Consider the following 15,996-nt stretch of genomic DNA (forward strand, 5'->3'; position numbering starts at 1 on the left):
CGCAACTATGGCACCGCAGGCAGATGCAGGATACAAACACTTTGATACAGGTGGCACCGGGGGCGGCTCCGGTGACAAATCAGGCGGACAGTGAAGCGCCTCGCGTCATTCCTCGCGCGCTCAGCAACCGACAGAAGGCCGCCGTGGTCGTGCGGCTGCTGCTGAATGAAGGCGCGGATATCCCGCTGGAAGACCTTCCCGACGATTTGCAGGAAAAACTGACCCATCAGCTGGGTGAGATGGGGCTAGTGGATCGTGTAACATTGGACGCAGTGGCGCAGGAGTTTGCACAGGCGCTGGACAGCGTCGGCCTTTCTTTCCCGCACGGTCTGGCCGGTGCTTTGGACGCGGTGGATGGTAAGATTGCCCCAGCTACAGCCGCGCGGCTGCGTAAGGTGGCCGGAGTGCGCCAGATTGGTGATCCCTGGCAACGGCTGCGCGAGGTACCAAATGAAGACCTGGCTGCCATGGCACAAGCAGAAAGCACCGAGATCGCCGCCGTGATGCTATCAAAACTGGATACCGCAAAGGCCGCGCAGCTTTTGGGAAACCTGCCCGGTCCTGTTGCCCGTCAGATCACCTATGCGATTTCGAAAACCGCCAATGTCACACCCGAGGCGGTGGAACGCATCGGCTGGTCGCTGGCGGCTCAGCTGGACCAAAGGCCGTCGCAGGCGTTTGCGGATGGTCCCGGGGCGCGCGTGGGCGCAATTCTGAACCAGTCGGCGGCCTCAACCCGAGACGGGTTGCTGACCGCGCTAGACGAAGAGGATTCGGATTTCGCCAGCGTCGTGCGCCGTTCGATCTTTACCTTTGCGCATATCCCAGCCCGTATTCTGTCACGCGACGTCCCGGCGGTTCTCCGCAGTGTGGATCAGGCCGATCTGGTCACCGCGTTGGCCGGGGCCACTGCTGAGGATGACCAAAATACAACCGAATTCCTTTTGTCCAACATTTCATCGCGAATGGCCGACAACCTACGCGAAGAAATCGGCGAACGCAGCAAAGTCAAGCAGCCCGAGGCTGAAAAGGCCATGACACAGATTGTTGGCGCTATTCGTGCCCTGGTTGACGAAGGAACGATCGCCCTGATCGAAGAAGAAGATGAGGAATAGGCAAGCACCACGACTTAAGCCATAGGAATGCTTGTGGTCGCGGAATGTGCCTTGTATGTCTGACCCGGCAAAATGCAACAGCCGGTGAGACCAGATTATGCCCGTCGAAAAGTCGGAACTAAGCCGCGGGGCGCTTCGAAAATATTATGTCACCGGCCTGTTTCTGAAAGGTGTAATCGGGGCAATGCGGCTGTTGCCGTATGAACGGCGTATCGCAACGATGGGGGCCATCGTACGCGGGCTTGCCCCTTTGGTCGGGTTCACCAAGCGCGTGCGCAGCAACCTGAAACTCACCCGCCCCGACCTGTCGGACGCCGAGGTAAAACGCATCTGTCGTGCTGTACCCGACAATGCAGGTCGCGCCATCATGGAGCACTTTTCGCCAGAAGGCTTCACGGAACGGCAGGCCAGCGCCAAGGTGTCCGGCCCCGGCATTGCTGCCTTTGACGCCGCCGTGGCCGAAGGGCGACCCGTCATGATGATAACCGCGCATTTCGGTCACTACCTGGCAGCGCGGATCGCCCTGCAAACCCGCAGTGGACAGCCCATTGGATGCCTCTATCGTCGCATGGCAAACCCCTATTTTAACGACATGTATGTCGACGCGTTCTACAAAACCGGCGCGCCGATGTTCGAACAGGGCCGCCGCGGCATGGTTGAAATGGTGCGCTCCCTTAAGAGCGGCGGTATCATTGCCATCGTCTCAGACCTGCACGCCCACGGCGGGGAAGAGCTGACGTTTTTTGGCAAACCGGCCGTGACATCCGTCTTGAACGCCGAATTGGCGATGAAATACAAAGCCGAACTGATCCCGTGCTATGCGATCCGCCAGCCTAATGGCATTGATTTCGAAATCGTCCTGCATAACCCGGTTCCGCATACTGACGCCAAGACCATGACCCAGTTCACCAATGATGATCTTGAGGCCGTGGTACGGCAGCACATGGGACAATGGTTCTGGATTCACCGACGCTGGAAAGCCTGGAACGGACTTGGCGTTCAGCCCGAGGATATGCCCTGATCACTTTACCTTGGTGGCGGCAACGATTGGGCCATGCCCAACCTTCTGCAAAAGTACGACCGCTGGCAGGTCCGAGGTCAACACCGCCGAAAACTTCTGCGGCGCCACCCCGTCCCACTGCCCGGCGACCTGCCAGGTATCTACAACATTTGCATAGTCCAGCTCATGCCCTGCCAGCTCTCCTCTGCGGATCGAGGCATGGCGCATCGGCGCATACTGCACCACGCGCACGTCAAAAAGCTCACCCTCTGGCAGTTCGACCGGCGTCACATCGACCTTGACATCGTTGCCCGAACGGGTCGCCACCACTTCGGCCTCGGGCGCAGCTTTGAGATGGGCATCGATCAGATACTCCAACTCCTGCGACTTTGCACCGACCACATCCTGCTGACCGTTGATAACCATCTGCGGCGTGTAGATCATCGACCGCCCGCCCTGACGCGCATAGGCGCGCTGACGCAGGGTGTGATTGGGATCGGCATATTCGTCCTTCCAACCAATATAGTCCCAATAATCCACATGCAGGGCCAGTCCGATCACATCGTCACGTTGTGCCAGATCATGCATCAACTCATCGGCTGGCGGGCAGGACGAACACCCTTGTGATGTGAACAGTTCGACCACAACCGGGTCATTCTCGGCCACGGCTGAGGTGGCCAGAAACAGGGAAACAAACACAGTGACAGGAGCAATTCTGAACATATGAAATCTCGGGCTTTTGGGGTGCTTATCCGGTTTAAACGGATCGACGCTCAACCGCCAATCAAGGTTTCTTGAGATTTAAAACAATCGCCCTTGAATTGTATACGTTAGCATACAATTTAGAAGTCAAGGTATCTAAGCCTTGAATGCACGGCAATCATGCTCCAGAAAACAATCAGCAAATCCCCAAACCCAATATTTTGAAAGGGAGGCCAACAATGCCCATTTCCGTTGGAAAGGATAGCGCCAAGACACGCCGCAGCCTGAGCGTGAACGGCAAGTCCATTGCCTATTACTCGATTCGCGCCGCGCAAGAGGCCGGTCTAGGTGATTTTTCCAGACTCCCTGCGGCACTGAAAGTGGTGTTGGAAAACATCCTGCGGTTTGAGGATGACGGGTTTTCTGTCTCGGTTGATGACATCAAAGCCTTTGCCGAATGGGGCGCAAATGGTGGTAAAAACCCGCGCGAGATTGCCTATCGCCCTGCCCGCGTATTGATGCAGGACTTCACGGGCGTTCCGGCCGTCGTTGATTTGGCCGCAATGCGTGACGGGATCAAGGCGCTGGGTGGTGACGCGCAAAAGATCAATCCGTTGAACCCGGTGGATCTGGTCATCGACCACTCAGTCATGATTGATGCGTTTGGCAATCCGCGCGCATTCCAGATGAACGTGGATCGCGAATATGAACGAAACATGGAACGCTATCAGTTTCTGAAATGGGGGCAGTCGGCGTTTGACAATTTCCGCGTTGTGCCACCTGGCACCGGCATCTGCCATCAGGTAAACCTTGAATATCTGGCCCAAACCGTCTGGAGCGACAAAGACCAGAACGGAGAGGAAGTTGCCTATCCCGATACTCTGGTCGGCACCGACAGCCACACCACCATGGTCAACGGCATGGCCGTTCTGGGCTGGGGCGTTGGCGGGATCGAGGCCGAGGCCGCGATGCTGGGCCAGCCGATTTCGATGCTGATCCCCGAGGTTGTTGGCTTCGAGCTGACCGGCGCGATGGTCGAGGGCACTACCGGCACCGATCTGGTTCTGAAAGTGGTCGAAATGCTGCGCGCGAAGGGCGTCGTCGGTAAATTCGTCGAATTCTACGGCAGCGGCCTGGATCGCCTGCCATTGGCTGACCGCGCGACCATTGCCAACATGGCACCGGAATACGGCGCGACCTGCGGTTTCTTCCCGATTGATGGCGAAACCCTGCGCTATATGCGCAATACCGGACGCGACGAGGATCGCCTGGCGCTGGTTGAGGCTTACGCCAAAGAAAACGGCCTGTGGCGGGATGAAAACTACGCCCCGATCTACACGGACACCCTGTCGCTCAACATGGGCACTATCGTTCCGGCCATATCGGGTCCGAAACGTCCACAGGACTATGTCGCGCTGACTGGCGCCAAAGCCGCTTTCACCAAGGAAATGGCTGAGACCTTCAAACGCCCGATGGCCAAGGAAGTCGCGGTCAAAGGCGAAGACTACACTATGGAATCGGGCAAGGTGGTAATCGCCTCGATCACCTCATGCACCAACACATCGAACCCCTATGTGATGATCGGGGCCGGTCTGGTGGCGAAAAAGGCGCATGAACTGGGCCTGAACCGTCAGCCTTGGGTCAAGACCTCGCTGGCTCCCGGATCGCAGGTTGTGACCGAATATCTTGAGTCTGCAGGGCTGCAACAGCATCTGGACGCCATCGGGTTCAACCTTGTGGGCTATGGCTGCACCACCTGTATCGGTAACTCGGGTCCGATCCAGAAGGAAATCAGCGAAGCGATTGCCGAGGGCGATCTGGTCGCCACCTCGGTTCTGTCGGGCAACCGCAACTTTGAGGGTCGGATTTCGCCGGATGTGCGCGCCAACTATCTGGCTTCCCCTCCGCTGGTGGTGGTCTATGCGCTGGCGGGCACCATGGATATCGACCTGACCTCGGAACCGATCGGTCAGGACAAGGACGGCAATGATGTGTTCATGAAAGATATCTGGCCCGACCAGAAGGAAATCGCCGATCTGGTGCAGGAAACCGTCACCCGCGAGGCATTTCAGTCGAAATATGCCGACGTGTTCAAAGGCGACGACAAATGGCAGGCGGTCGAAGTTCCGCAACAGGAAACCTATGACTGGCCGCCGACCTCGACCTACATCCAGAACCCGCCCTATTTTCAGGGAATGAGCCCCGAACCGGGTACCATCTCGAACATCGACGGCGCCAAGGTTCTAGCCATTCTGGGCGACATGGTCACCACCGACCACATCTCACCTGCGGGGTCTTTTGCGGCAACCTCGCCTGCGGGTAAGTACCTGACAGAGCGTCAGGTCCAGCCGCGCGAGTTCAACTCGTATGGTTCGCGCCGAGGCAATCACGAGGTCATGATGCGCGGCACGTTCGCCAATATCCGCATCAAAAACGAGATGCTGGATGGCGTCGAGGGCGGTTATACCAAAGGTCCGGACGGTCAGCAGACCTCGATCTACGACGCGTCGATGGCCTATCAGGAACAGGGCGTTCCGCTTGTGGTTTTTGGGGGGCAGCAATACGGCGCCGGGTCCTCACGCGATTGGGCGGCAAAGGGTACCGCGTTGCTGGGCATCAAGGCCGTGATCGCCGAAAGCTTTGAGCGCATCCACCGGTCTAACCTGGTTGGCATGGGCGTGATCCCCTTCGAATTTACCGGCGGCGACACCCGGAAATCTCTAGGGCTAAAGGGGGATGAGACGGTCTCGATTGATGGTCTGGATAAGGTTGAACCATTGCAAGAGGTGCCCTGCACTATCACCTATGGCGACGGCACCACAAAGACCATCACCCTCAAGTGCCGCATAGATACCGCGCCCGAGATCGAATACGTCGAAAACGGCGGTGTGCTTCAATATGTGCTGCGGAACTTGGCGAAAGCTGGTTAAATCTGCGCGCTATAAAATTAAGGGCGTCCGATTGGACGCCTTTTTTCATTTCTCATTTGGTTAAACCATCGCGGCTTTAGTTGCCTGCCGCTTTTTCCAACGCCGGACGGATCGTGCTTTCGATCACGCGCTGAGTTATCGGCCCGGCAAAGCGCAGGATGATCGTGCCCTCACCATCGATCACATAGGTCTCGGGCACGCCATAAACGCCCCAGTCCAATCCCATACGCCCCTGCTCGTCCCGGCCGATTCCGGCATAGGGGTCGCCCAGTTCGGTCAGGAAGGCTTCGGCGTTTGCCAGTTGATCCTTGTAATTGATGCCGTAAACGGGGATGCCCTCATCTGACAGGGCCTGCAGGTTGGGATGTTCAACCCGGCACGGCGCGCACCAGCTGGCCCAATAGTTGACCAGCTTGACCTCTCCGTCCCGCAGCGTGGCATCATCAAACCCTGTCTTGCCCGCGAATTCCGTCAGGACCACCGGCGGCGCGGGTTGGCCTTCGCGGGCCGACGGTAACGCGTTGGGGTCATCGCGGAACATGCCGATGCCCGCTAGAACGGCGAAAGCACCAAAAATCAGCGGCGGCGCAATCATCAGGGGTGAGATTTTAGCCATTGCGCGTCATCCTTTGCTCGACCTTTTCCATCTCGGCCCGAACCTTGCGGCCACGTACGATGCTGAACACAATCAGCAGTGCCAGCAATCCGATCGAGGCCGCATAGGACCAGAGAACCGTATCGGCATATTTTCCGAGATCAGGGATCATCCGCTTACCCTTTCCCGCGCCAACAGCGCCTTGACCCGGCGCGCGCGAATTTCCGTGCCCGTGCGGTACAAAACAAGAGCAATGAACAGCAGTACAAACCCGATGATGCACAACAAAAGTGGGTAGAAATAGATATTGCTGACCTTCTCTTCGGTATCCGCCCCTGTCACGGCGGCGGCCCGCATCACGGATGCGCCCTGATGCAGCCCCTGATTCCAAAAATTCACGGCATAGCGGCTGAGCAGCGCAAAGACAGACCCGACCAGACACAGGACCGAGGTCAGATCGGCCGCCGTATCAGGGTCTTCGATAGCTTCCCACAGTGCGACATAGCCCAGATAGAACAGGAACAGGATCAGGAACGAGGTCAGGCGCGGATCCCAGGCCCACCAGGTGCCCCACATTGGCTGCCCCCAGATCGCCCCGGTCGCCAGCGCGATCAGGGTCATCACAATACCCACAGGGGCCGCTGCACGCGCCGCCAGCGCGCTGACATGGTGGCGCCGCACAAGCCACACCAGCGAGGTCGCCAGCATCATCAGCCAGCAATTGATTGCCATCAGCGCAGCAGGCACATGCAGATAGATAATCTTGACCGTCGATCCCTGCTTGTAGTCATCCGGTGTGAAGAAGAACCCCCACACCAGCCCTACCACGATGCAGGCAAGCGATGATGCCCAGAAAAACGGCATCACCCGTTCACTGGTGGCAAGGAACTTGCGCGGATTGGCGTATTCCCAGAGGGCGTTGGCTTTGGCTGCGATAGACATGGGCCTTATCTAGTCCGAGTCGGGTTCGTTCTCAATTGACATCAGTCAAAGTTTGACCACGTCAGCGAAGGTTAATGCGCAGCACCGCTGCGCTGGCAAAGGGCAAAAGGGCGATTGTCGCGGCGGTGATCCCCGCTAGCATCAACAGCGGGGTCTGGGTTTCCATCCCCGTCGCCCCACGGCGCGCGACTTCGGCCCCAAAGATCAGGGTCGGCACGTACAGCGGCAGGACCAGCAGGGATAGCAGCAATCCGCCACGTTTCAGGCCCACGGTCAGGGCCGCGCCAAAAGTGCCGATGACACTCATTGCCGGGGTGCCGATCAACAGCGATACGACCAGCCAGAAAAACCCCAGCACCGGCAGGTTCAGCAACACGCCCAGAAACGGAGCAGCCAGAACAAGTGGCAGGCCAGTGGTTAGCCAATGGGCCAGCGCCTTGATGGTTACTACCGCTTCCAACGGCAGCGGCGCGGTGGCCAATAGGTCAAGCGAGCCGTCCTCCCAATCCAGTGCAAGCAGGCGGTCCAGCGACAACAGACAGGCCAGCAGCGCGCCCAACCACAGAACACCCGGCGCGATGGTCGACAGCAGCGAGGATTGCGGCCCTACTGAAAATGGCACCAAAACGGTCACGATCAGAAAAAAAGCCAGACCGAGACCAAACCCCCCGCCCGCGCGGAAGGCCAGTTTCAGGTCACGCAGCAACAGGGCGATCACAGGAAGCCTCCGTCGAAATCTTCTATGGGTTTGGGTTTCGCCTTGTTGCGGCCGACATCCAGAACTTCTCCGTCCAGGCCAAGGTCGATATGAGTGGCGATCAGGGCCGAACCGCCCTGCCCCAGATGCGCGCGAACGGCATCAGCGAACATCTGCACTGCATTACGGTCCAGTGATACGGTGGGCTCATCCAGCATCCAGATTGGCCGCCCCGTGACCAGCATGCGCGCCAGACCCAACCGCCGTTTTTGCCCGGCCGACAGGTTGCCAGCATGGCGATCAGACAATTCGTTCAGCGCAAAGGCGTCTAGCGCGGGCTGAATTTCATAAGTGCCAAAGACCGAGGCCCAAAAGGTCAGATTCTCAACCACCGTCAATGTCGGCTTCAACCCGTCGGAATGCGAGGCATATGCGATCTGATCCTCAGCCCCGTCAATCTGCCCCGCCAGCGGCGGCTGCAATCCGGCCAGTGTGCGCAGCAAGGTCGTCTTACCGATCCCGTTCGGCCCGCGCAGAATCAACGCCTTGCCCGGCGGCAGAGCAAAGCTCAGCCCTTCAAGCACAGGAACGCCGCCACGGGCGACGGCCAGATCGGTCACAGTCAGTGTCATGGGTCCCGCTTATCTCATTGCCGTCAGGCGCAAAAGGTGAGATTTGACGCAGGCCCTGCCGACAGATCAGACCGGCAATAAGGCCAGCGCAACGCGCCGCCCTTCGGACAACAGCACGTTATACGTGCGGCACGCAGCCGGAGAGTTCATGATCTCAACTCCGATCCCGGCATTTTCCAGGGCCGTGCGCAGATCAGCAGGAATGTGATTCAGTTCAGCCCCGGTGCCAATGAACAAAACGTCCACGGTATCGGAAAGTTCCAGCAGCGGCGCGTTGTCCTCATACCCGTTCCAGGTCGTGGTTCCGGCGGGACCTGTCAGAACGGCTCCCTCATAAACCTGCCCACCGATCCGAAAAAAGCCCGGGCCATACCCGTCAACCGGGACTGCGTTGGTATAGGAAATCTCATTCAGGCGCATGGCCGTGTTCTAGCCCCAAAGCGGTAGGCCCGACAAGGCCGCAACCGCAATCGCCAGGTAAGCCGCAGCGCGATACAGCTTTTCATACGCGGGCCGGAACAACCAACCGCCTAGCCAGTTGCCCAGCAAATTCGGCACGGCCAACGCAAGGCCCAATGCCGCCGCCGCCCAAGTGATCCGCTCCATCCCGGTCAGGAACCCAAGCAGGAGGAAATCGAACCCGAACAGGAACAATAAAATCGTGGCGCGGATCACTTCGACCGGTATGGGGCGCGACATGTAAAACAGGATTACCGCCGGGCCGGGCAAGCCCGCCACGCCGCCCAGAAACCCGGCCGCTGCACCTATTCCCGCAACCATCCCCCGACCAACATGGCCGTGATACCGCAAGCCTAGGATCAGCACGGCCAGCATAAACAGCGCCAGCAGACTGACGGCATAGCGGAAAACCTCGGGTTCAACCTTGGTCAGCACCCATAACCCTACAGGAAGCAACAGCGCACAGCCCACCAACAGCCGCAACAGATCCTTGCGATGCACAACATGCCAAGCGCGACGCAGGTTCGGCAATGGGCCGAAGATATCCATTATGGTCAGGCCGATGATGGCTCCGAATGGACCAAGGAAGGGTGTGGAAAGAGGAAGGAAAATCAGTGCGGTGCCGAATCCGGAAAACCCGCGAACAACTCCGCCGAGGAAAGCCGCAAAAATGATAACGGCCAGCCCCATTGGGGACTGGCCGAATATATCAGGCGTCGATGTTGGCAAACTGATTGCCCGCCGTATTGGACGGCTTGGACCAGTCGCGTTTGACCCCCAGCCACAGCAAGATGGTCGAAGCCACAAAGACCGAAGAATAGGTTCCCACGATCACACCCCAGATCATCGCAAAGACGAAACCGCGGATCACATCCCCACCCAACACGTAAAGCGAAATCAGCGCCAGCAGCGTGGTCACTGAGGTCATCACCGTCCGGCTGAGCGTTTCGTTGATCGAGATGTTCAGAACCTCTTTGAGATCTTTCTTCTTGTACTTCCGCAGGTTCTCACGCACGCGGTCGAAGACGACCACAGTGTCGTTCAGCGAATAACCCACGATGGTCAGAAGCGCCGCGATAATGGCCAGATCGAACCGGATCTGTAGTTCCGAGAAAATACCGATGGTCAGAATCACGTCATGGACCAACGCGGCAACTGCTCCCAAAGCGAATTGCCATTCGAAGCGCAGCCAGATGTAGACCAGCACGGCGCCAATCGCCAAAACCACCGCGATCACGGCGGTCTGGATCAACTCGCCGGAGACCTTTGGGCCGACGGATTCGACGGACACAAATTCTATATCCGGCGCTGCCACCTTCAGCGCCTCTTCCACGGCGGTAACCGTCGCGGCCGAGACGGCCTCGGCATCGGCTTGCGCCTGAATGCGGATCATGGCGACGTTTTCATCCGGCCCAAAGGTAGGGTCGAAAATCTCGGTGATGCTCACGTCGCCCAGCTCCAGCGGAGAGATCGCGTCGCGATAGGCACCGACGTCGATTTCCTGTGCGGATTGGGTCCGGATCGTGGTCCCGCCACGGAAATCGATACCGAAGTTCAGCCCTTGCAGCATGAAAGACGTAAACGCCACGACCATCATCAGGGCCGAGATACCCAGCCAGACCTTCCAGCGGCTGAAGAAATCGAAAGAGGTGTTCTGGGGTACGAGTTTCAGTCTCATGTCAAACCTCGATCATTTTCGGACGACGGCGTTCGAACCACATCACGATCATCAAACGCGTCACGAAGATCGCGGTAAAGACCGAAGTCAGAATACCCAGGCCCAGCGTAATCGCGAACCCGCGCACCGGCCCGCTGCCCATGGCAAACAGAATCACGGCGGTGATGAAAGTGGTAACGTTTGCGTCCAGAATAGCCGACAGGGCTTTTTCATAACCCAGCTCAATGGCACGCGCCGGGCCTCTGGCGGATTTCAGTTCTTCGCGGATACGCTCAAAAATCAGCACGTTGGCGTCCACCGCCATACCGACCGTCAGGACAATCCCCGCAATACCCGGCAGGGTCAGCGTGGCCCCGATCAGCGACAGCAGACCGAACAGCAGCCCGACGTTGATGATCAGCGCAATGTTGGCAAACACGCCAAACAAACCATAGCTAAGCGCCATGAAGGTCAGCACCGCGACAAAGGCCACGATGGTTGCCACCTTACCAGCATCGATGCTGTCCTGCCCCAGTTCAGGACCGATGGTGCGTTCTTCAAGGAACTCCAGCCCCGCAGGCAATGCACCCGCTCGCAACAGGACCGCCAGATTGGTGCTTTCTTCAACGGTGAAGTTACCGGTGATGATACCCGACCCGCCCGGAATATGGCTTTGGATCACCGGGGCCGAGATCACCTCGTCATCCAATACAATCGCAAAGGGCGCGCCGATGTTTTCCAGCGTGTAGTCGCCAAACTTGCGTGCGCCGGATGTGTTGAACCGGAAACTGACTGCCGGGCGACCGTTCTGGTCGAACGAGGGCTGCGCGTCGACCAGTTCCTCACCCGTCACAACCGGGGCGGATTCGATGATGTAATAAACGCCATCTTCGTCAATGGACGGGACGACCTCTTGCCCTATCCCCGGAACAGCGTCCGGGTCGGTGCCGCGACTGACGACCGAGTTGAATGTCAGTTGAGCGGTGGTGCCGATGATCTCTTTCAGTTCACCTGCACTGCCAATGCCCGGCACCTGAATCAGGATACGGTCTGCACCCTGACGCTGAATTGTAGGCTCTCGCGTACCGACCTCGTCAATCCGGCGGCGGATGATTTCCAGAGCCTGCCGCACGGTGCGATCATCCGAGGCCAGCTTTTCGGCCTCAGACAACTGCACGACGATGGTGTCACCATCGGCGCGGGCTTCGATATCGGTAGCCCCCACTCCGGTCAGCGTCTGCACCTGACGGGCCAGACCGCGCACAACCTCCAGCGCGCGGGACATGCCCTCGGGCTGGCTGATGCGAACGCGAATCTCATCCGGTGCCGAATCCTGTCGGCGGATCGTACCAACAGTCGCGCGTTCATCGCGTAGCGCGTCACGGATTTCCGGCCACATCGCCTCCATCCGGGATTCGTAAACATCTTCGACCTTCACTTCGGCCAGCAGATGCGCACCGCCCCGCAGATCGAGGCCCAGATTGACCAGCGACGATGGCAACCAGTTGGGCCATTGCGCCGCCTGTGCCTGCATCTCGGGGGTGTCGATACCTAGTTCAATTGCGGCCTTGGCATCGTTGGATTGCTCGACGCGCGTGTAAAACGCATTCGGCAGGGCCATCAGCAGACCGATCACGCAGACCGACCAGATCAGAACCCGCTTCCAGGTATTAATTTGCAGCATTACCCTGCCTTTTCAAGGAATTGTCGCGCGAAGTTACTTCGCCGGCTCGGTCTTATTCAGAACCTGCGCAATAGTCGACTTGACCACGCGAACCTTGACGTTTTCGGCCAGTTCAACCTCGACTTCGTTCTCGCCTTCCTTGACTTTCGACACCTTGCCGATCAGACCGCCCTGGGTGACAACTTGATCGCCCCGGCGCACGGCCTCGACCATGGCCTGATGTTGCTTCATCTTCTTCTGCTGCGGACGGATCAGCAGGAAATACATGATCGCGAAGATCAGGATCAGCGGGAGAAACTGGGCGAATGCGCCACCTTCCATGGGATATTCCTTTTGCTTTGGATTGCGGCACGGTTCCGCAAATTTGGCGGGAACCTATGCCCTGAGATGCGCCTTTGCAAGCAAAGGCGGTGCTGTGACCCACCTGAACCTGATCCCAACGCATGAACTCGCGTCAAAGCGTTGCAGATATGTCCTAGGCAGAGGCTTGAACTCAGCTATAGTCAAACCTGAGGAGGGACAATGACAGCTCGTTACAAACCATTCCAATCGTTGACGCTTTTGCTGTCATTGCTGGCCTTGATTTTGTGTCTTGCAGCACCGCTTGGGGCACAGGAAACGCCCGCCGATATCGTTGAACCAGAGGTCGAGGAAACAGACAGTTTCAAAGCCCCCGTCATCGTGGACGGCGATATGCTGTTCTTCCTGCGCGGCTCTAGCGCCCTGCCCGCGCCGGAACGGGCGGAAAGTGTCCAGAACAAGATCATCGAGGTTGCCGAGGCCTCAGAAGACCCCTCGGTCGACATTTCATTCGAAGAGACCGAGCTTGGCATCCGAATTCGCGCGGATGGTGTGATCGTGTCCATTGTGACCGTGGCAGATGCTGATCTGGACCAGATGGAGCTGGATGTTCTCAGCTTCCTACACGGTCAGGCCATCGAAGAAGCCATCCTTGGCTATCGGGCTAATCGCACGGAACAGGCCCGCGTATCCGGCGCGATCGAAGCCGCCGCGTGGACCCTTGGGTTTGCCGTTTTCATCGTTGCGATCCTGTGGATGCATCGCAGGATCAGGCGGCGCACGCTAAAATTTGTCAAACGCCACTTGCGGGATGTGGAAACCGCCACTGCCAAAAGTGTTCAGGCCGAGGCGATTGCCGCACTGGTCAGGTATGGTCTGAATTTCGTTCTGCTCATTATCTTCTTCCTGGGCTTCTACTACTACCTGTCCTTTGTTCTGCTCGCCTTTGCCGAAACCCGCTATTTTGCGCAATTGCTACTGACCTACCTGACCGAACCGGTTCTGCTGATTTTCAAAGGCATTCTCTCTTACATCCCCAACATGATCATGCTGGCCCTGATCGCCTGGGTCACGATGTACATCATCAAGGGCATGCGCGTGTTCTTTGATGCCGTTGAGGCCGGGTCGTTCGATATGGGCGATTTCGAGAAGCACTGGGTCAACCCGACCTTCAATATCGCCCGCGTCGTCGTCATCCTCATCGCGCTGGTTTTCGCCGTTCCTTACATTCCGGGGTCGGACTCGGCCGCGTTTCAGGGCCTGACCATATTGGTTGGCGCTATGCTATCGCTGGGGGCGAATTCGGTCGTGTCCAACATGCTGGCTGGATTATTCGTTATCTACCGCCGCTCAACCTCGATCGGGGACCGTATTCAGATCGGGGACCACATTGGCGATGTGGTGCAGATCAAGCTAATGGAAACCCACCTGAAATCCATCAAAAATGAGCTGATATCGATTCCCAATGCGCAATTGATGAATTCGGATGTCGTGAATTATTCAAAGAAAACAGATGGTAGTGGGTTGTTACTGCACACCACAGTCGGCATCGGATACGAGGAGCCACCTGAGAAGGTCGAGGCAATGCTGATCGAAGCCGCCAAGCGCACCAAGGGGATCAAAGCCAAGCCCGAGCCATTCGTGTTGTGGACTGCACTGGCCGACTACGCGATAAATTATCAGATCAATGGCTATACGACGCGGGGCAGTATCATCCCCAAAATCCGCTCGGATCTGCACCGCAACATCGTGGCAGTGTTCAACGAAAACAACGTGCAGATCATGACGCCGTCTTACATGGCCGATCCACCCGAACCGAAGATACCCGCCGAAGAATGGGACGGGCATCTGGCGCATGAAACACACGAGGACACCGATAAGTCGTAACCGGTGCTACACCCTGCCTTTCAGATGGTGCATAAGCGATCCTAGTGATTCACGCATTAAGGATCTGAACCATGCACGACATCCGCGCCATTCGCGAAAACCCTGACGCCTTCGACGCCGCCCTGGCGCGCCGTGGGGATGCGCCGGTGTCGTCAGATGTGCTGCGGCTGGACGAAAGCCGCCGGGCCAAGATTCTGGCCGCCGAAACCGCTCAGGCGGAGCAGAACAAGGCCAGCAAAGAGGTCGGTGCCGCCAAAGCGCGCGGGGACGAGGATGAATTCCAGCGTCTGCGCGCATTGGTGTCTGAGAAAAAGACCGAAATCGCCCGCATGCAGAACGAGGCTAAGGATCTGGACGCGCTGCTAACCGACCAACTGGCACGCATCGCCAACCTGCCCGCCGAGGATGTGCCGCAAGGTGCGGATGAGAACGACAATGTCGAGGTGAACCGTTGGGGCACCCCGCGCGAACTCGATTTTGCTCCGAAAGAACACTTCGACATTCCCGCCGTCGCCGCTGCGATGGACTTTGAGACCGCCGCCAAGACCAGCGGTAGCCGTTTTGTAAACCTGTCGAAGGGTGTCGCGCGTATCCACCGTGCGCTGGCCCAGTTCATGCTGGACACACATATCGACAAGAACGGCCTGACCGAGATGCAGACTCCGGTTCTGGTCCGCGATGAGGCGATGTACGGCACTGATAAACTGCCGAAATTCGGCGATGACAGCTATCAGACCACCAATGGCTGGTGGCTGATCCCCACATCCGAAGTGACGCTGACCTATTCAGTGGCCGGTGACATTCTGGACGAAACCGCCCTGCCCATCCGCATGACCGCCCACACGGCCTGTTTCCGGTCCGAGGCCGGCAGCGCGGGCAAGGACACCGCCGGGATGCTACGCCAGCACCAGTTTGAAAAGGTCGAAATGGTCTCGATCACACATCCCGACAAGTCGGATGAGGAACAGAAACGCATGCTGCGCTGTGCCGAGGACCTGTTGGAGCAGATGGGCATCCCCTACCGCACCGTCGTTCTGTGTACAGGTGACATGGGTTTTGGCGCGCGCCGCACCTTTGATATTGAGGCTTGGCTGCCCGGGCAGGACACGTACCGTGAGATCAGCTCGGTCTCGACAACCGGTGCTTTCCAAGCCCGCCGCATGAACGCACGTTTCCGCCCCGAAGGTGGCGGTAAGCCGGAATATGTCCACACCCTGAACGGTTCTGGGCTGGCGGTTGGACGCTGCCTGATTGCGGTTCTGGAAAATGGACAGAACGAGGATGGCACCGTGACCCTGCCCGAAGTGCTGGCGCCATACCTGGGCGGCAAACGAACACTGCAGCTGGACGGCACGCTGGCATAAAAAAACCGGCACCCGCGTTGCGTTGTGCCGGT

The 15,996-nt window shown here is 58.2% G+C and carries 16 protein-coding genes; 5 read left to right on the forward strand and 11 right to left on the reverse strand.

The window, feature by feature from the left end; all coding sequences use genetic code 11:
* Positions 1-23 precede the first annotated feature (23 nt).
* Both ACR0B8_RS07150 and ACR0B8_RS07155 read left to right on the forward strand, forming a co-directional pair.
* A complete protein-coding gene (locus ACR0B8_RS07150; RefSeq protein WP_480658082.1) occupies positions 24-1,115 on the forward strand; it encodes a flagellar motor switch protein FliG in 1,092 nt (363 codons plus the stop codon).
* Between the two features lie 97 nt (positions 1,116-1,212).
* A complete protein-coding gene (locus ACR0B8_RS07155; RefSeq protein WP_170359053.1) occupies positions 1,213-2,136 on the forward strand; it encodes a lysophospholipid acyltransferase family protein in 924 nt (307 codons plus the stop codon).
* Here the strand turns inward: ACR0B8_RS07155 and ACR0B8_RS07160 are convergent, their stop codons facing one another.
* Positions 2,137-2,838, reverse strand: coding sequence for a DUF1223 domain-containing protein (locus ACR0B8_RS07160; protein WP_480658080.1), 702 nt, complete (start codon positions 2,836-2,838; stop codon positions 2,137-2,139).
* Positions 2,839-3,056: 218 nt separating this feature from the next.
* Here ACR0B8_RS07160 and acnA point away from each other — a divergent pair, with 218 nt between their 5' ends.
* Positions 3,057-5,747: an aconitate hydratase AcnA gene (gene acnA / locus ACR0B8_RS07165; protein WP_170359056.1), complete on the forward strand. Its 2,691-nt coding sequence runs from the start codon at positions 3,057-3,059 to the stop codon at positions 5,745-5,747.
* A gap of 76 nt (positions 5,748-5,823) precedes the next feature.
* Here the strand turns inward: acnA and ACR0B8_RS07170 are convergent, their stop codons facing one another.
* The 10 genes from ACR0B8_RS07170 to yajC form a co-directional block, all read right to left on the reverse strand.
* Positions 5,824-6,363 carry a DsbE family thiol:disulfide interchange protein gene (locus ACR0B8_RS07170; protein ID WP_170349103.1) on the reverse strand — a complete coding sequence of 180 codons (540 nt, stop codon included), beginning with the start codon at positions 6,361-6,363 and terminating at the stop codon, positions 5,824-5,826.
* The gene (gene ccmD / locus ACR0B8_RS07175) at positions 6,356-6,514 is read right to left on the reverse strand and encodes a heme exporter protein CcmD (RefSeq protein WP_170349104.1); all 159 of its coding nucleotides are present in this window, start codon (positions 6,512-6,514) and stop codon (positions 6,356-6,358) included. The genes ACR0B8_RS07170 and ccmD overlap by 8 nt, the downstream gene beginning before the upstream one ends.
* Positions 6,511-7,284, reverse strand: a complete 774-nt coding sequence (locus ACR0B8_RS07180) for a heme ABC transporter permease (protein ID WP_170359058.1) — start codon at positions 7,282-7,284, stop codon at positions 6,511-6,513. Before ACR0B8_RS07180 ends, ccmD begins: the two co-directional genes overlap by 4 nt.
* 61 nt (positions 7,285-7,345) lie before the next feature.
* Complete coding sequence (ccmB, locus tag ACR0B8_RS07185) at positions 7,346-8,002, reverse strand: heme exporter protein CcmB (protein ID WP_170359060.1); 657 nt, start codon at positions 8,000-8,002, stop codon at positions 7,346-7,348.
* Positions 7,999-8,613 carry a heme ABC exporter ATP-binding protein CcmA gene (gene ccmA / locus ACR0B8_RS07190; protein WP_226688298.1) on the reverse strand — a complete coding sequence of 205 codons (615 nt, stop codon included), beginning with the start codon at positions 8,611-8,613 and terminating at the stop codon, positions 7,999-8,001. Before ccmA ends, ccmB begins: the two co-directional genes overlap by 4 nt.
* 66 nt (positions 8,614-8,679) lie before the next feature.
* Positions 8,680-9,033, reverse strand: a complete 354-nt coding sequence (locus ACR0B8_RS07195) for an Mth938-like domain-containing protein (RefSeq protein ID WP_170359064.1) — start codon at positions 9,031-9,033, stop codon at positions 8,680-8,682.
* A gap of 9 nt (positions 9,034-9,042) precedes the next feature.
* Positions 9,043-9,762, reverse strand: coding sequence for a TSUP family transporter (locus ACR0B8_RS07200; RefSeq protein ID WP_170376122.1), 720 nt, complete (start codon positions 9,760-9,762; stop codon positions 9,043-9,045).
* 19 nt (positions 9,763-9,781) lie between these two features.
* Entirely contained in the window at positions 9,782-10,750 is a 969-nt protein-coding gene (secF, locus tag ACR0B8_RS07205; protein ID WP_170349109.1) for a protein translocase subunit SecF, read from the reverse strand.
* A 1-nt stretch (position 10,751) separates the two neighbouring features.
* Positions 10,752-12,413, reverse strand: a complete 1,662-nt coding sequence (gene secD / locus ACR0B8_RS07210; protein ID WP_425080423.1) for a protein translocase subunit SecD — start codon at positions 12,411-12,413, stop codon at positions 10,752-10,754.
* 33 nt (positions 12,414-12,446) lie between these two features.
* A complete protein-coding gene (yajC, locus tag ACR0B8_RS07215) occupies positions 12,447-12,734 on the reverse strand; it encodes a preprotein translocase subunit YajC (RefSeq protein ID WP_058280646.1) in 288 nt (95 codons plus the stop codon).
* Between the two features lie 201 nt (positions 12,735-12,935).
* Here yajC and ACR0B8_RS07220 point away from each other — a divergent pair, with 201 nt between their 5' ends.
* Positions 12,936-14,600: a mechanosensitive ion channel family protein gene (locus ACR0B8_RS07220; protein ID WP_480658076.1), complete on the forward strand. Its 1,665-nt coding sequence runs from the start codon at positions 12,936-12,938 to the stop codon at positions 14,598-14,600.
* Positions 14,601-14,671: 71 nt separating this feature from the next.
* Positions 14,672-15,964, forward strand: a complete 1,293-nt coding sequence (serS, locus tag ACR0B8_RS07225; protein WP_170375861.1) for a serine--tRNA ligase — start codon at positions 14,672-14,674, stop codon at positions 15,962-15,964.
* The last annotated feature ends 32 nt before the right edge of the window (positions 15,965-15,996 follow it).

The sequence above is a fragment of the Ruegeria sp. BH6 genome, from assembly GCF_056538105.1.

Excerpts from the sequence above, each read along its gene's own strand:
- ACR0B8_RS07150 (WP_480658082.1), top strand. The coding sequence starts at position 24 with ATGCAGGATACAAACACTTTGATACAGGTGGCACCGGGGGCGGCTCCG.
- ACR0B8_RS07155 (WP_170359053.1), top strand. The coding sequence starts at position 1,213 with ATGCCCGTCGAAAAGTCGGAACTAAGCCGCGGGGCGCTTCGAAAATAT.
- ACR0B8_RS07160 (WP_480658080.1), bottom strand. The coding sequence starts at position 2,838 with ATGTTCAGAATTGCTCCTGTCACTGTGTTTGTTTCCCTGTTTCTGGCC.
- acnA (WP_170359056.1), top strand. The coding sequence starts at position 3,057 with ATGCCCATTTCCGTTGGAAAGGATAGCGCCAAGACACGCCGCAGCCTG.
- ACR0B8_RS07170 (WP_170349103.1), bottom strand. The coding sequence starts at position 6,363 with ATGGCTAAAATCTCACCCCTGATGATTGCGCCGCCGCTGATTTTTGGT.
- ccmD (WP_170349104.1), bottom strand. The coding sequence starts at position 6,514 with ATGATCCCTGATCTCGGAAAATATGCCGATACGGTTCTCTGGTCCTAT.
- ACR0B8_RS07180 (WP_170359058.1), bottom strand. The coding sequence starts at position 7,284 with ATGTCTATCGCAGCCAAAGCCAACGCCCTCTGGGAATACGCCAATCCG.
- ccmA (WP_226688298.1), bottom strand. The coding sequence starts at position 8,613 with ATGACACTGACTGTGACCGATCTGGCCGTCGCCCGTGGCGGCGTTCCT.
- ACR0B8_RS07195 (WP_170359064.1), bottom strand. The coding sequence starts at position 9,033 with ATGCGCCTGAATGAGATTTCCTATACCAACGCAGTCCCGGTTGACGGG.
- ACR0B8_RS07200 (WP_170376122.1), bottom strand. The coding sequence starts at position 9,762 with ATGGGGCTGGCCGTTATCATTTTTGCGGCTTTCCTCGGCGGAGTTGTT.
- secF (WP_170349109.1), bottom strand. The coding sequence starts at position 10,750 with ATGAGACTGAAACTCGTACCCCAGAACACCTCTTTCGATTTCTTCAGC.
- secD (WP_425080423.1), bottom strand. The coding sequence starts at position 12,413 with ATGCTGCAAATTAATACCTGGAAGCGGGTTCTGATCTGGTCGGTCTGC.
- yajC (WP_058280646.1), bottom strand. The coding sequence starts at position 12,734 with ATGGAAGGTGGCGCATTCGCCCAGTTTCTCCCGCTGATCCTGATCTTC.
- ACR0B8_RS07220 (WP_480658076.1), top strand. The coding sequence starts at position 12,936 with ATGACAGCTCGTTACAAACCATTCCAATCGTTGACGCTTTTGCTGTCA.
- serS (WP_170375861.1), top strand. The coding sequence starts at position 14,672 with ATGCACGACATCCGCGCCATTCGCGAAAACCCTGACGCCTTCGACGCC.